General features: G+C 49.8%; 9 protein-coding genes. All 9 read right to left on the bottom strand.

What is annotated here, in order from left to right; genetic code table 11:
* Window positions 1-2: 2 nt before the first annotated feature.
* The 9 genes from L3D05_RS22555 to L3D05_RS22515 all read right to left on the bottom strand — a co-directional run bounded on the left by L3D05_RS22555 (window position 3) and on the right by L3D05_RS22515 (window position 15659).
* Window positions 3-1484 carry an alpha-N-arabinofuranosidase gene (locus tag L3D05_RS22555; RefSeq protein ID WP_239618638.1) on the bottom strand — a complete coding sequence of 494 codons (1482 nt, stop codon included), beginning with the start codon at window positions 1482-1484 and terminating at the stop codon, window positions 3-5.
* Between the two features lie 73 nt (window positions 1485-1557).
* A complete protein-coding gene (locus tag L3D05_RS22550; protein ID WP_239618637.1) occupies window positions 1558-3156 on the bottom strand; it encodes an ABC transporter substrate-binding protein in 1599 nt (532 codons plus the stop codon).
* A gap of 93 nt (window positions 3157-3249) precedes the next feature.
* The gene (locus L3D05_RS22545; protein WP_239618636.1) at window positions 3250-4134 is read right to left on the bottom strand and encodes a carbohydrate ABC transporter permease; all 885 of its coding nucleotides are present in this window, start codon (window positions 4132-4134) and stop codon (window positions 3250-3252) included.
* 33 nt (window positions 4135-4167) lie between these two features.
* Window positions 4168-5073, bottom strand: coding sequence for an ABC transporter permease (locus L3D05_RS22540; RefSeq protein ID WP_239618635.1), 906 nt, complete (start codon window positions 5071-5073; stop codon window positions 4168-4170).
* Window positions 5074-5190: 117 nt separating this feature from the next.
* Window positions 5191-6951 carry a sensor histidine kinase gene (locus L3D05_RS22535; RefSeq protein WP_239618634.1) on the bottom strand — a complete coding sequence of 587 codons (1761 nt, stop codon included), beginning with the start codon at window positions 6949-6951 and terminating at the stop codon, window positions 5191-5193.
* A 32-nt stretch (window positions 6952-6983) separates the two neighbouring features.
* Window positions 6984-8582, bottom strand: a complete 1599-nt coding sequence (locus L3D05_RS22530; protein ID WP_239618633.1) for a response regulator — start codon at window positions 8580-8582, stop codon at window positions 6984-6986.
* Between the two features lie 21 nt (window positions 8583-8603).
* Entirely contained in the window at window positions 8604-9893 is a 1290-nt protein-coding gene (locus L3D05_RS22525) for a cellulase-like family protein (protein WP_239618632.1), read from the bottom strand.
* 89 nt (window positions 9894-9982) lie between these two features.
* Window positions 9983-12298 (bottom strand): beta-galactosidase, encoded by a 2316-nt coding sequence (locus L3D05_RS22520; RefSeq protein ID WP_239618631.1) that lies wholly within the window; start codon window positions 12296-12298, stop codon window positions 9983-9985.
* Between the two features lie 13 nt (window positions 12299-12311).
* Window positions 12312-15659: a DUF5107 domain-containing protein gene (locus tag L3D05_RS22515; protein WP_239618630.1), complete on the bottom strand. Its 3348-nt coding sequence runs from the start codon at window positions 15657-15659 to the stop codon at window positions 12312-12314.
* Between the last annotated feature and the right edge of the window lie 22 nt (window positions 15660-15681).

The following is a 15681-nucleotide window of genomic DNA, read 5'->3' as shown; positions in this document are numbered from 1 at the left end:
ACTCATCCTTCCAGAGCAATGACGGCCACGGAGGCCGGCGGCAAACGAAAGCTTACAATACCATCTTTAAGAACGATTCCCTCAAGGGATACCGGCTTGATCGTCTCCGGCGAATCGAACGTATTGTGCGCATCCAGCCTATTAGCCGTCAACAGCCTACCCGATGCTTTAGCCGTGTTGCACCCTCTTAATTCCGTGCGGAACTCCGCATCGTCCGCATGACTTAAATTACAAACCGAAAGATGAATTCTGCCTTCAGCATCTCTGGATGCCGATACGCTTAACTGCGGAATTTCATCGTCCCCGTGCTTGATCTTAGGGCTATCGAAAACAATTTCCAGCCGCTCGGCATCCTGATGAACCTTGTACATTTCGAATACGTGATAGGTAGGCGTCAGCAGCATTCGCGAGCCCTCAGTGAGGATCATCGCTTGCAATACATTAACGACCTGGGCGATATTCGCCATCCTCACCCGATCGCAATGCTGATGGAACAGATTCAGGTTAATCCCGGCGACAAGGGCATCCCTAAGCGTATTTTGCTGATATAGGAATCCCGGGTTCGTTCCTGGCTCCACGTTATACCACGTTCCCCATTCATCGACGATCAGCGCGACCTTCTTGTCTGGATCGTACTTATCCATAATGGCGGAATGCTTAATAATCAGCTCTTCCATGTGCAGAGTCTTGCTAAGCGTTACGTACCATTCCTCAGTTCCGAACCCCACCGCTTCGCCTTTATCCTTCCAATCCCCTGTCGGCAGCGTGTAATAGTGCATGCTGAGCCCATCCATATACGCTCCCGCTTCGCGCATTAATACTTCGGTCCAATGATAGTTGTCTTCATTCGCTCCGCAAGCGATTTTGTAGATTTGATTGCCGGAATAGTTGCGCACGTATGTCGCATACCGGCGATATTCGTCCGCGTAATACTCCGGTCGCATATTGCCGCCGCAGCCCCAATTCTCGTTGCCGACACCGAAATAGGTCAGCTTCCACGGTTGCTCGCGGCCGTTGCGTTTACGCCAGTCCGCCATTGGGGAAGTGCCGTCGAAGGTCATATATTCCACCCATTGCTGCATCTCGTGCACGGTTCCGCTGCCGACATTTCCGCTTATATAAGGCTCAGCCCCGATCAATTCGCACAGGCGAAGGAATTCATGAGTACCGAAATGGTTATTCTCCTCCACGCCTCCCCAATTGTTGTTGATCATGCGAGGACGTTCATGGATCGGCCCTACGCCGTCCTTCCAATGATACTCATCCGCGAAACAGCCTCCCGGCCAACGAAGCACCGGAACCGCCGCCTGTTTCAAAGCTCCGATAACGTCGTTTCGAATGCCATCCGTATTCGGAATAGGAGAATCCTTCCCCACCCAGATGCCTTCGTATATGCACCGGCCCAAATGCTCCGCAAATTGTCCGTAAAGATTGCGGCTAATTGTCCCTTTCGAAGCATCGGCATTAATCGTCATTTTGATCATTTCATCCTACCCCCTCTAATTTCTTCCATTATATAAGAAAACCCACAGGAACTTATCCTGTGGGTCCGCTGAATTACTTGAGCGTTGCCAAGTAAGCCGTTGTTTGTTTCTCCATTTCCGCTTTGATCTTCTCGATTCCGGCGGCTTTGAGCTTGTCTGCTAGTTGAACGTAAGCTTCGTCAACATTTTTCACGGCGCCAATGAAGAGCGGGCTACCGTACTGAGTAGAGACGTTGGCTACGCTTGCGATTTGCGATTTTACGCTTTCCGAGTTAAAGGTGAATCCAGCGTAGAGCTGCGGCTTCAACTTCTCGCCTACGGAGTTGATATGATCGATATACGATTGCGGCCAGTTAGCCAGCGGTTTGAATAGGTCTTTGTTGACGAACCAGAATCCGCTGGAATCGGTCGGGAACGTATTGTTCTCTGGTGTAACGCCTTCCGGTAAAGCAATTTTGTCATCCGCGTTGATGACGTAGTTCTTGCCTTCGATTCCGAAAGAAACAAGGTAGACGATCTCAGGGTCCTGCATGATCAAATCCATCGCTTGCAGCGCGCGCTCCGGATTTTTGGAGTTGGCGGCAACCGCCAAGCCATTATTTAACCAAGTGTTCTGAGGAGCATGTCCTTGCGGCGAAGTCGCCGTAATGATCTCAACATCGAACCCTTTGGATGCGCACAGCTCGGTCATCGCGGCTACGTCCAGCGAGTTGCCGAAAGCGACGCCCGATTTCCCTTCGCAGAAATTATCCTTGGAGCGGGTTTTATTCGCGTATGGATTTTTGTTAACGTAACCTTTGTCATACCATTCTTTCATGATGTTCGATGCGTATTTGGATGCGCTGAGGAAAGGTTCTTCTACAGTCGTAAACACTTTGCCGGATGGATCCTCGTAATCGTAAGCTATCCCTTGAGCCATCGGATTACCCGAGTCGAGCGGCTGCGTATAAGCGATTTTCTCGTTCGTCAAGTAAAGGTGAGGCGTCGGCAAATCGAATTGATTATCCAAGTTCAACGGAATCATATTCGGTTCGTTTTTCTTGATCGCTTCCAAGTAAGGTCCGATCTCGGAAAACTTCGTGAAAGCGGGAACTCCGTATTTCTCGCGCAAATCTTTGCGAATGACCGCTACGCTAGCTTTGCGGTCCGGAGTGGCCGTTGGAATCATGTACGGAACTCCGTTGATTTCCGCGGCTTTAAGCGCTTCCGGGTTCAGCTTTTCCATTTGTTTCGGCATATATTTGTTTAGCTCGTCCTGTTTCAGCGGGTAGAAAGCGCCTTTGTTCGCTTCTTGAACGTAGAAGTTCCAATCCGCCGTGAAGATAATGTCTACATCTTCGCCCGATGCCAGAATAAGAGGGTATTTGGACTGTACGTCGCCCCAACCGATATAGTTCAAGTCAATCGTAGCGTTAATGCTTTCTTTCATCTTCTTATTGACTTGTTCCATAACCTCCGGCATGCCTTTCGGAGCATCTCCGAGCAAGTACATGCTAAGCTTTACTTCTTTGGAGTTATCGATGGCATCCGAATTCGCGCTGCCCGACGGGCTTGCCGACGAACCGTTCGTTTCCGCAGCCCCGTTATTCCCATCATTGTTGCTGCTGCATGCAGCCAGTACAAGCGAGAACAGTAAAAGCATTGTCACGACAAAACTGAATTTGTTCCTCACTTACAATTCCTCCCCTTTGTATACCTGATGTCTGAACCTCTATATAAATCCGCTTGCGCAGACTCATATCATTGGAACCGAGCCCATAACCGATTAGCCTTTAACAGCGCCGATCGTAACTCCCGAAACAAAGTACTTCTGGACGAAAGGAAATAATGCAAGAATAGGTCCGGTTGCGACGACCGTCATCGCCAGCTTAAACGTTTCCTTAGGTTGCTCCATCGCGCCTGCGTATTGGGCCATGGCTGCCGACATATTGACCGAGGAGATCATCTTGTACAACATGTACTGAAGCGGAATCAGATGATCCTTGCTCACGAACATCATCGCCGTCCACCAGTCATTCCAGTAAGCGAGCGCCGTGAACAATCCGATGGACGCTAGCGCGGGTTTGGACAAAGGCAGCACCATCTGGAAGAAAATACGGTACTCTCCGGCGCCGTCTATTTTCGCGGATTCAATGAGCGGCTCCGGAACCGACCCTCGTATAAAACTGCGAAGGATCAAGATGTACATGACGTTAAACATCGGCAATAAGATGAGAACGGGAAGCGTGTTCTTGAGATCCAAATATTTCGTGATCAAGATGTAGAACGGAGCCAATCCTCCGTTAAACAACGTCGTAAAGAAAAGATAGAAAGCTAATGCATTGCGGTACTTAACTTCCTTGCGATAGAGAACGTATGCAGCCATCGTCGAGACGAACAGCCCGATGACCGTACCTACGACCGTAATGATGATCGATACCCGATAAGCTGAGATCACTTCGGCCGGATAGCGGAAGATGAAGGCGTAAGCGTCCCACGAAAACTCCCTCGGCCAGAACCAATATCCGCTTTTCAATACGGCGCTTTCCGAAGAAAGCGAGCCTGAGATCAACACGACAAACGGGATTACCGTTATTAAGGCCAGCCCGCCGATAATCAAATAAGATAAAGCGGTAAAACCGGGAGCTTTATTCAATTTGTTAGTACCCATGCTTCATTCACCTGCTTGTCTATGGAGTGCGATTTAGAATAACGCTTGATCTTTGTCATAACGTCGGACAAGGTAATTCGCGGAAAGAATAATAATTAGCGTCAACACCGATTGGTAGAAACCAACCGAAGAGGCCATGCCGAAATCCTGTGTCCCGACTAACGATCTGAAAACCAAAGTGTCAATAATATCCGTCGCATCCATCAACATGCCGTTATTTCCGATTAATTGATAGAACATATCGAATTCGCCGCGCATGATCCGTCCTAAACCTAGCAGGATCAAAATAATCATCGTCGGCTTCAGCAGAGGGATCGTAATGCGGGTGATTTTCTGCCATCTGCTCGCGCCATCGATCGTCGCCGCCTCGTACACTTCTTGGTCAATGCCCACGATTGCCGCCAAATAAAGAATGCTTCCGTAGCCGACCCACTTCCACACATATAACAAGGGAAGAATGAGAAACCAAATGGAAGGCGACGAGTAAATATCGATAGCATCCAAATTCAGTTTCCTTAAGATGACGTTGACGATCCCGTATTCATAGTTCAGGAAGTTGTAGACGAATGCCGATACGGTAACCCATGAAATAAAGTACGGCAGAAATAAGAACGTCTGGGAAACCCGTTTGAAAAACTTGTTATACACTTCCGATAAGAAAACGGCTGTCATGACGGAGAATAAAGTGTAAGCTCCGAGAAAAACGACGTTGTACATGATCGTGTTTTTCGTGACGAGCCAAGCTTTGCCCGAACGGAAAAAATATTCGAAGTTATCGAATCCGTTCCAAGGACTTCCGAATATTCCGCCTCTGTAATTAAAGTCTTTGAAAGCCATCACGACGCCTGCCATAGGGGCATAAGCGAATATGAGGAAGTACACCGCGATGGGTAAGAACATCGTATATAACGGCCAGTTTTTGCGAATTTCTCGTATCATTCCATCACCATCCGGGGAGTTTCTCTCTGCAGTATCTTTATTTTAGAGCGACCGCAGATTTACACCTACCCGACAAAGTTACGATTTCCTTCGAAAACCTTCGCTATGGAATACCTTTTACAGCGCCGACGGCTGAGAATCCGGCAATCGGATCGTAACGACGGTCCTCTCGCCGACTTGGCTCACGTACGTTAAGCCGTAAGAAGTACCGAAGAATAGAACGATTCTCTCCTGAATGTTCCTCACTCCGAATCCACCGGTACCTTTGCTGCTCTTGCCCGCCATGGCATTCGCAAGCTGCTTCTCGTCCATGCCGACTCCGTCATCCTCGACTTGAATGATGATGTCGCCTCTATCTTTCCATGCCTTAATCGTGATCGTGCCTTCCTCCGAATCCTTCTCGCGAATGCCATGAAGAATCGAATTCTCGATCAACGGTTGCAGCATGATCTTAGGTACCTCGCGGTTCATCAGCTCCTCGGGCACCTCATGCTTCAGAACGATACCGCCTCCGAACCGCATGTTCTGAATGCGCACGTAGGCTTCAACATGTTTAAGCTCGCTCTCGAGTTGAACTTGCTCCCGACCGTTGGATAGGCTTAATTTGTAGAAAATCGCCAGCTCGTCTACGACGGTCGAAATATCGCGTTCGCCTGATTCGATGGCCATTACGTTAATGAGATCCAGCGTGTTATAGAGGAAGTGAGGATTAATCTGCGCTTGTAAGGCTTTCAATTCTTTATTTTTCACTTCTCTGCCTAACTGATAGGTTTCGTCCACTAGCTTCGAGACGTTGTTCACCATGTCGTTGAAGCTTAAAGTCAGTTCCCCGATTTCATCCCGATTCGCCGGTAATTGAATCGGATAGAAGTTGCCTCCCTTTACTTTGACCATATTGCGCGTCAGCTGCCGAATACGCTTCGTGGAAGAACCCGCGACGATGAACGACAGCGGTAACGTAAAAGGAATGATAAGCAGGAAGATCGCTATTAATCGATTCCTCGCTTGATACGTCGTCGCCAAAATATCCGATTCGGGAACGATGACGACCAATCTCATCGTCGAGCCGAAGATCGGACTGGCCCCAACGAGAAGAGATCGCCCCTTGTAGACGACATGGTTGTCCCACGTCGTATCAAGCGCGATTAGCGTTGGATTTGAATCTAGGATTGACGTAACGTCCTGTTGCTCGAATTGAACGGACGTTGTCGTACTGAGCACGTCATCTTGATCGTTAAACAGGAATACCGATGTTTTCGGCGTAAAGGTCGTATGGTTAAGCACGCTTTGCATCGCGGATTTCGAGATTTGCGCGCGTACGATGCCCGACGATGTAGCCAAGCTGTGCTGCTCGGGAATTTTCCGCAGGACGGATATCATGCCCGCATCCGCTTCGGGTTCGAAATACGAGGAAGGAAACCAACCGAAAGTCGCTTTGGAAGAAGCGTATTTGTTGAACCACTGTTCCTTTTCTACATTTTCCAGCTTAATATAATCATCGTTTCCGACTTCCCCCGCAAGCCCCGCTTTCATGTACAATTGCATCATTTCAATATCCTGATTGTAACGAAATTGATGCAGAACCTTGGCGACCCGATTCGCATCCGTCCCCCATAAGTTAACATCGGCGTAAGGCTCCGGGTTGGAAGCCGCCTCTTGAATGACTTCGTTAAACGCAATAAAATTAAGCACCTCATGAATAGAGACGGCTTTATATTCCAAGTAGGCTTTCGTTTCTTCCATGACCTTGTGCGCGGAGATCGTAGCCTGTTGTTTGCTTTCCTTTGCCGTCATGTTCAAGTGAATGGATAAGAGCAAGGCGAAAGGAACCGAAACGACAAACAGGAATACGGCAAAAAGCTTATAACGGATGCTCAAATCGGACCAACGCCTGTTCCATGTCCTCATCTCTAGCGCCCTAGCCTTTCACGGTATTCCGAAGGGGTACAGCCCGCGTATTTCTTGAAAAAGGTCGTGAAATAGTTCGCGTCGCTGATTCCGACCGATAAAGCGATGTCGTACAGCTTGCGCTCTTGCTCGGCTAACAGCTCTTTCGCCTTTTCTACTCGGGTTTCCGTAATATACTCTTTGATCGTTTGGCCTCTTTGTTTTTTGAAGAACGAACACAAGTAGGTCTCGCTCAAATTCACATGGTCCGCGATCGCCTGAATCGTAAAATTCCGATCTTGAAAATGAGCATGGATATACCGGATTATCTCGCGAAGCTTGCTAGAACCTGCGTGTGATTCGCCCTCTTCTCTTGAGAATGGCGCAAGGAAAGAGAGAACGTAATTCTCCAACCCCTTCAGATCGGAAATCCGGTCTATCTCCTTCCAGATATACTTGCTTTCTCCGCCTTCTTCCTTATCGGTCAGCCCCTGCTGAAGCGCGATCTCAAGAAGAATCAACAGAAACTGAAAGTATACGTCCCTGACCCGGATAATATCGAGATCTTTGCATTTCCGCGATCTGGCGGTTAAGTTATGAATGTAAACAGTAGCCTGCGCGATATCCCCTTTGCGGATCGCTTCGCGGAACTGCTTAAGCTCCTCCCAATCCGTCTCCAAAGGTTCATGCCCCCCTAATTCGGAGGCGAATGAAATGCCTGCTTGCTCCTTATAAAATTCCAAGTTGCCCGCATCTAAGGCAGATCGATAAGATGCAGGTACGTCCATTAGCTTGCGTGCAACGTTGCCTACCCCAATCTTGAAGACGATCGGATTTTCCAATGATCGTTTAAGCATGCCATGCAGGTGGTCTAATCTTTGTTTTCCTTCGCTGTAGCTCGCCCCGAATGCGCCCGGCATGATCATCACAAGCCAATTCTGCGAATCAAACCCGCAAATCATGTTCCATTCCCTAGCTGCCGAGTCATTGCTCAAGCGGTCCAGAAGCTCGTCCTGCACGGTCTTAAGATCCTTCGTATAAACAAAAGGATTCCAGAATAAGGGGGCAACCGCTACCGTATAAGGGCCATCGGCCGGAAGCAGAAAAACCTCGCGATTGAGCAATGCGGGCAATACATGAGGACCTGAAGGATCGGTGATCAACTTGCGTACCATCTCGCGACGCAAGATGGGGATATTCGCATCATAAGCGGATTGAAGCTGAATTCCCTCCGCCTTCTTGGCCACTTCGGCTTGTTGGGCACGGACGGCCTGTCCGACCGCGTCCATTAATACGTCGGGGCGAATCGGCTTTTCAATAAACTGAAACGCTTGCAATTGGATCGCCGAGAACAAATATTCCTTATCGGAGAAGCCGCTTAGAAAGATCAGCTTAGCGTCTAAGTCCATCTGACGTAGGCGCTTAGCGAATTCAATGCCATCCATCTTCGGCATTCGGATATCGCATAGAATGATATCCGGATGCCATTCCCCAACCCTTTCCAATGCCAATAAACCGTTTTTGACCGATTCCACTTCGTCCAATCCTAACGTATCCCATCGGATACGATGATGAAGAAATTCTCTTGTGCGCACTTCATCGTCTATGATGAGAAGCTTCAAGGTTTCAACCTCCCCCCTGGCTTACTCGGATTCCAGAATAAACCGATTCCATTTGCGTTGCCATTCCACGTCGTTCCAGAACGGATGGTGCGGCGCGCAATTCGAACAAAGAATCATTCCCCAGAATCCAAGCTTCATGCCTTTGCGAATCGCGTACTCCGCGATAAACTTGCCGACCGGCCCTTCTTCGAATCCGGCATATAACGGCGTATAGCCGACGTAACCTTCGCCTATCACGATAGGGAGATCGGATTTCTTAGCCCACTCGTGAATTTCATCGAAACGGAAATCGGTTTTCTGCAGCATGGCGATTTTATGGGCTCCATATCGATCGTATAGGTACAGGTCCCACTTGTCCGGATCCACCCAGTCGTGCAAATAGATCAGCTTCATCCCAACGGGATTGCCCCTCATTCTCCACTCCTGCCCTTCCGGCAGCGTCCAAGTTTCGAACGGCGGCGCATCGTCGCGAAGCAAAGCTTGAACTGCCTGATTAGGGAACGGGACGGTGTCATCGTCTAACCCCGTCGTGTCCATCAATTCCTGCAAGACGCCTTTAATATAAAGATGGAAGTGCGCAACCTGCATGTTGTCGGCGAGATAGGCTTTCGGATACGCTTCGTTCACGGTGTAGCTCGTTGTCATCAGAATGTCCGGATGGTTGCGTTTAAGGAAATCGACAGCTTCCTCCAGATAGGGCTTCATGACTTCGATTTGACCGGCCGTATCCGAGAACGGAATTCCCTGGTCTTGGCCTACCTTCGTCAACTGGCCGAATTCCACTTCGTTGTGAAGCTCGGCATAGGCGATCTGCTCCCCGTATCCCGCTTCTTTCACGTAACGAACGAGTTGGTTCATGGAATGGGCAAGCGACATGAATCTTTCCTTCGCGGGGATAGCCGCAAGCTCGTCCCACAATTCCGGAGTCGCCAAGAAGCTCGGGCTCTGCTGGTACTCCCAAGAAGAGAGAATGATATAACAACCATGCGCTTTCGCTTGCTTGAACAGCTCCAACAGATGCGCATGGCCGTCCAGCACTGCGCCGCCTTGGCAATTATACCAACGGGTACGCTGGCCGACTTGTCCGAGGTTGCCGAACTTCAACGGTCCTGGACGTTTGCCCTCGGCAGTAAACAGCATATAAGGCATGGCGCAAATGCGTATCGAATTGTACCCGCGGTCGACGGCCTCTTGGAATCGGGCTGCAAGATCGTGATACGGCTCACCCGGCAGCGTCATCGTGTACCACGAAAAATCCCACATCGTAATCGTCAGTTTTCTCGGTAATTTATCCAGCAATGGGTTCGTCATTTTGTTCACTCCTGATCGTTTGTTATTTTCCGTTGCTTAGTGCGAAAAATCCGAACCTAGGCTTTCAGCCATAGATTCGGAATGATCCGTTAATCAAATTTTCTGGATAAAGCGCACGTATACTGCGGAACGGCATCAATGCGATGGAAGGTGGCGATTTCCACGCCTTCGAATCGTTCCACGAACGCCTGATTGACGAACGTGTGCACCGTCCCCTTGCGCAACGGAGTGATGGCTAGATTCAACGTTTTCCCTTCCAAGTCTTCCTTGAACAATTTCAAGCCGATCGGCCATGGCTTGCCGTAATGAATATGGTCGGTTAGAAGCCGATTGCCCAGATATGCCCCGGCAACATCCCCGTCATACTCGATGTGCAGGAACACGTCCGACACTTGCTCCGGCCAATTTGTATCCACTTGGACTAACGCATTCCGCTCCGAAGGCTTCTCTATGCTCAATCCAGCTTCATAAGCGGCAACCTTCACCGCATAGGTGCGGAATAATCCATGCTGCTGCTCGTCCAATCCCCCACGATCGGTCTGCAGGGATAGCTTGCTCGTCGGGTACACGGATACCGACCAGTTGTTGCACCCCGACGATGTCGTCATCAATCTTTCGTCTTTGGCGTACAAAGAGCTTGCGCTGATCAACAGTCTCTCTTCTCCCCACACATGTAGCTTGTAGGTTTGCAAAGCCTCTTCGCGGGACAGCACCAGAATGGCGACGTTCCGTCCGTCTTGCAGCTTCACGTTAACGCTATGCTGCTTGCCGACGCCTGGTTTAACGATGAACAACGAATCCGCTTGCTCGACAACGCCCGCTTCCGATTGGATCGACGCAATTCCTTGACGGTCAATAACAAGTTCCGGAGCGAGCGCATCATGGGCATAGAACACCAGCAACGAGGAATCGTCGCCGGTAGATAACATAGTAAGCGGCTGAACAGTCGCCGATACGATGTGAACCCCTTCCAGCTCGACGTGAAAAGGCAAGACGGCGCTGAATCCGCTCTTCAAAGTCAACGTACCTTCGTGCGGGAAAGCCGCGGCTCCCTGCGAAGTCTTCAATTCTATCCGAACATTGTCCCTATCCGGCATCTCCACATGATCTTGGAAGTTGTTCAAGAACAAGAACCCGGAGCCGTCCTTCTGGCGCATGCACCAGCGGAGAGTGTCCACATCCTCTGGAGCTAAGGAGGATTGGCCTTCAGGCAACACCGTTCCCATCGGCGCGATCAACGAACCGAATGCTTCCATGAACAAGGATAAAGATCTGATTCTATCGTAAGACTCGCCGATTCTGCCGAATTCGCCTAGCGGAGATTGATAATCGTAAGTAATTTTAGGTAGCCCATACTCATTCAAGTAAGTATGCTTACCTTCCGGATTCGAGCCGCCATGATACATGTAATAGCCGAGCAGATTGCTTCCGCTTGCAAGCTTAACGAGCGTCATCGCTTCCACGCTCTCCGGACTTACATAAGGACGAGCCGTATAGCTGACTTGCATCCCACCGGCCATCTCGCAATATGCAACCGGATACTCCAACGAATTGTAATTCACTTCTTCGACTGGATTCGCGTGCAAGTCGCGGAAAATATATTCACCGCTCGGCGGCTGGTTCGGAATCCATGGCGTATACGCGTACCCCGCCAACATAGGCAGCGTATCGTTCTCGGCAACCGCCGCGCCGCCCCATGCCGTTGCGGAGAAGAATGCAGGCTTAATGCCAGCTTCCTCCGCAAGCCTGCGCAACTCGGCAAGATGCGCATTCCCTTCTTTACCTGAGGACATGAACACTCCCGTCTTATAACCCCAAGCATCAAGCGGTGCTCCGCAATGCATGTATTCGTTCTCCAGTTGCACTCCGATCACGGGTCCGCCTTCCTGGAAAAGCGAGCCTTTAACTTGCTTCGCGATTTCCCGGTATAAGCGACGCGCATACGACAGATACAGCTCATCGTTGGAGCGGATTTCAAGAGGCTTGCGGAAAACCCAATCCGGGATGCCTCCATTGCGAACCTCTCCATGGCAGAACGGTCCGATTCTCAGAATCAACGGAATGTCGTGCTTGGCACACAGATCGACGAAGTGCTTCAAATTGCGGTTGCCACCCCACTCGAACACGCCTTCCTCTTCCTCGTGATAAATCCAGAAGACATAGGTGGCGACTATGTTCACGCCGCCCGCCTTCATTTTCAACAGCTCCTCTTCCCAATAAAGGTAGGAGAACCGGGAGAAGTGAAACTCTCCGACTACCGGGATATTCGGAACGCCATTGCGTTCCATATAGAAGTTCGTAAACCCGAAGGTTTGCCCTTCAGGGTTAACCCCTTTGTTGCCGGACAACTTTCCCGGTTTAATAGCTTTGTTGGCACTAGTGAGTTCATAGACGATCTTCGACATCTTCGAGTCCCCCTTATCCTTTATCCCCGATCAAATCGAGATGGATTTGCGCGCCATGATGGTTCGGATCGAGCTTAACGGCGCGTTCCAATTGCTCTTTCGCTTCGCTTAACCGGTCTAAGCCGATTAAACCTAATCCCATCATGAAACGGCAGTGAATTTCGTTCCTTAAGTTCAAATCGTCTTCGAAGACGAGGAAGTCCGGTAGAGAAACCGCAAAGTAATCTATCTTAACCTCATCGAACATATGCTTCTCCGCATAATCGATCAGCTTGTTAAATCGGCGTTTCGATTGTTTGCCATCCTTCAATTTGCTCCAGGCCAGCCCTTGGTAGAAAATCATTTCCGGGGGCTGATCGTTATAATACATCGCGCTAGTCGGCTCCTCTAAGCCTTGGGAAGCGGTCTTGAATGCCCTAGCGGCATGTTCGGACAGACTTAGCCCTTCATAAGCGCAACCTAGATAATAGTAAATATTGTTTTCTTGCGCTCCGGTCAGCTTACCTTCGCCCAGATTTTCCGGGTATACAAGCGATTGATTCAGGTTGTCGATCGCTTGCTGGTAATTTTCGTCCTGAATATTTTCCTTGGCCAGCTCGACGTGAGCTAACACGTATTGCCCCGTGGCTTTGCCTTCTCCGCCTTCCCAAGGATGGAATTTGCGGGAAGCCAGCAATTGTACCGCCTCTTGGTGCAGGTGCAGCCTATTGTGCAGAGCGACGTATTCCAAGTACAAGTCGTCTCGCGCTTGAACGAGTTCCATTCGCGATTTTAATTTCTCTAGTCTCTCTTGCGGACTCACTCCGATTTTCTTATACAACTGGTCAAGCTCGTAGAAAATGCGGGCATCCGACGGATCGCAAGCAACGGCATGTTCCAAGGCTTCTTTCGCCTGATCCGGCCGATTCAATTTATTGAAATACGCGAGAGCCAAGTTCCGGCTAACGATAGAGAATGCAGGATTTAACTGCCGCGATTGTTCCCAATGACGAATAGCTTCGGGATGGCGCTTCTTATCGTACAGTAAGTTTCCTAAGTAATAATGCGCTTTGGAGTCTTCGGCATTCGCTTCGATCGCATAATTCAAAATCGTAAGATCGAATAAGGAGTTCGGGAAACAATAATCCGAATTCGCAGCGGAGCCCATCTGAAGGTGTACGCGAGACGCTTCGAAATCGCCAAGCTGTCCGTAGAGATATCCCAAGGCATAATGAACCATTGGATAAGCTGCAGAATCCGCATTCCCGGCTATCAGCGCAAGAACCTTAACGGCTTCTTCGTACAAGCCGGCGTTAGCGTAATCTTCGGCCAATGACAAGTAATTATGAGCCTCATCGCGCATCAAGGCAACAAAACTTTTGTTCGCTTCTTCCGCCTCCGCCTTCTCTCCGGCCATCTCCAACAATAACTTCCATTCATAATTGGCGCCGAAATCCGCGATATCGAACTTAATCGTTTCTTTCGTCCACGCCTTCGCTTCCTCCAGCTTGCCGAGCTTTCGCAGCAACGCCGATTTCAAAGCCCGCGCTTTATAATTGCGCGTGTTTCTGATTAACGACCTCTCGATAAGCTCGAACGCTTCCTCATAGGAACCATGTCCCGTTGCGATCTGAGCGAGCGAGAAATAACCGCTGTCCTGCCATGCCGCCGACCATACCGACTTGTAGAATGCCGTGAAAGCCTCATCCGCCCTGCCTTGCAGCTTCAAAGACAAGCCCAATTGATAGTACGCCTCGCTGTCGTACGGATTCGGATTTTTCCAAGTTAAGCTCTTCACCGCGGCGCGGAAATGTTGTTCGCTCTGCGAGAACAAACCTCTACGCAACAACAAGGTGCCATAAGCGACATTGATTCGAATATCCTCGGGATCGCGCTTTAAGCCTTCCAAATAATAAGCATCCGGCTCGAAAGTAGCGTGACGATATTGCTCCAGATGCAATCCCGCCAAGTAAAGCTGATCGTTCGTTTGGAGCTCAGCGGGCACTGGTAGCGGCTTCGCAGCATCCGGCACTTGCTCGATCTCCGGCTTCTTAGGCTGATAGCCGATCAGCTTTCGTCCGTTGGCATCCTTGACAGTTAAAATCAGTTGGTGCTCCAATTCCCCCGGCAACAAATCGACTTCGGAATGGAACGTTACCGTAGGCGATAGATCAGCGGTCTCGTTCAAATACGTCTGATTCGCGCCTTTAAGCTCAACCTTTAACCCTTCCTGCAACGATGTCGTATACACTTGCACGTAAGCTTTTCCAAGCTCCGCATCGACTTCTAGGTTCACCGCGACGTCGATCGTCGCGTTTTTTACGACTCCAACATCCTTATAAGGCATGAAATACTGCTTGAAGGACTTCTCCTCGTAAGGCTGCAACCATGTAAAATCAGGTTGGTTGTCGGTGTATACGCCCGTCATCAATTCGATATAAGGTCCGTCTTCATCGGTAAGATTCCGATCCCACGCTTGTCCGAATTCCTCGTTCCCCCAAGTCCATTGCTTCTTGCCGGGAGAAATATGATGATTCGCGACATGCAGCAAGCCTGCCTTCACCGAATGATCGTAACCGCCGACGAAATTGTAGTCCGACTTGTAGGCCATATAAGAGGTTGGTACCGGGATGTTCTTGTAGCGGGAGATGTCGACGCCTTCCGAATAATCCATCTTGTAATAAGTTCCGGTAGCGATCGGGAATCTCGATACATCTCGTTTGCCGTGGTCGAATACGGCCATGACGTCCGGCGGGAACACCGATTGCGTATGATCGTTAACCGCTACCGCCGGGTTCGCCCACCACAGGAACGTTTGCGGCTCGGGCGTACGGTTATACAACTGAGCATGAATTTCCAAATACGCTTTGTCCGGGTATAACGTGAAACCGGCCGTTACTTTAGTACCGTACATCCGGTCGATCTCGCTTACCCATACCGTTGCGCTGCCATCGTCCTTCTGCTCCAGCTTGTATTCCACGGGTCCATACGTATTAGGACGGTGATGCTGCGGCCAGTTAAATTCGATGCCTCCGGAAATCCACGGTCCGGCTAACCCGACTAATGCAGGCTTAATGACGCGATTATAATAAACGAATTCATAATCGTTCGTCTTGTCTTGCGCCCGGTATATGCGTCCGCCCAGCTCCGGCATAATCTCGATTCGCAAATAATCGTTCTCGAGAATGACCATCCGGTAGGCTTTCATTGTTTTCTCGTCTTCGATCTTATCAATAACGGGATGAGGGTATACTTTGCCCGTGCTTCCCTGATACACGCGTTTTTCCAAGAACATCGGATTTTTGTCCGGTTTGCCGGCTTCATAGGTCGGTATTTCTACGATTTCTTCCCATACGCGGGATTGTCCATTTGGGTTAGCCACTGCTATTCACTCCAGCCTGTTC

The organism is Cohnella mopanensis, assembly GCF_022352055.1.
GTDB classification, from domain to species: Bacteria; Bacillota; Bacilli; order Paenibacillales; family Paenibacillaceae; genus Cohnella; species Cohnella mopanensis.
This window is presented reverse-complemented; position numbering and strand designations above follow the sequence as displayed.

What these genes read in the sequence shown, in the direction of transcription:
- L3D05_RS22520 (WP_239618631.1), bottom strand. Translation starts at nt 12,298, where the DNA reads ATGTCGAAGATCGTCTATGAACTCACTAGTGCCAACAAAGCTATTAAA.
- L3D05_RS22540 (WP_239618635.1), bottom strand. Translation starts at nt 5,073, where the DNA reads ATGATACGAGAAATTCGCAAAAACTGGCCGTTATATACGATGTTCTTA.
- L3D05_RS22555 (WP_239618638.1), bottom strand. Translation starts at nt 1,484, where the DNA reads ATGATCAAAATGACGATTAATGCCGATGCTTCGAAAGGGACAATTAGC.
- L3D05_RS22545 (WP_239618636.1), bottom strand. Translation starts at nt 4,134, where the DNA reads ATGGGTACTAACAAATTGAATAAAGCTCCCGGTTTTACCGCTTTATCT.
- L3D05_RS22525 (WP_239618632.1), bottom strand. Translation starts at nt 9,893, where the DNA reads ATGACGAACCCATTGCTGGATAAATTACCGAGAAAACTGACGATTACG.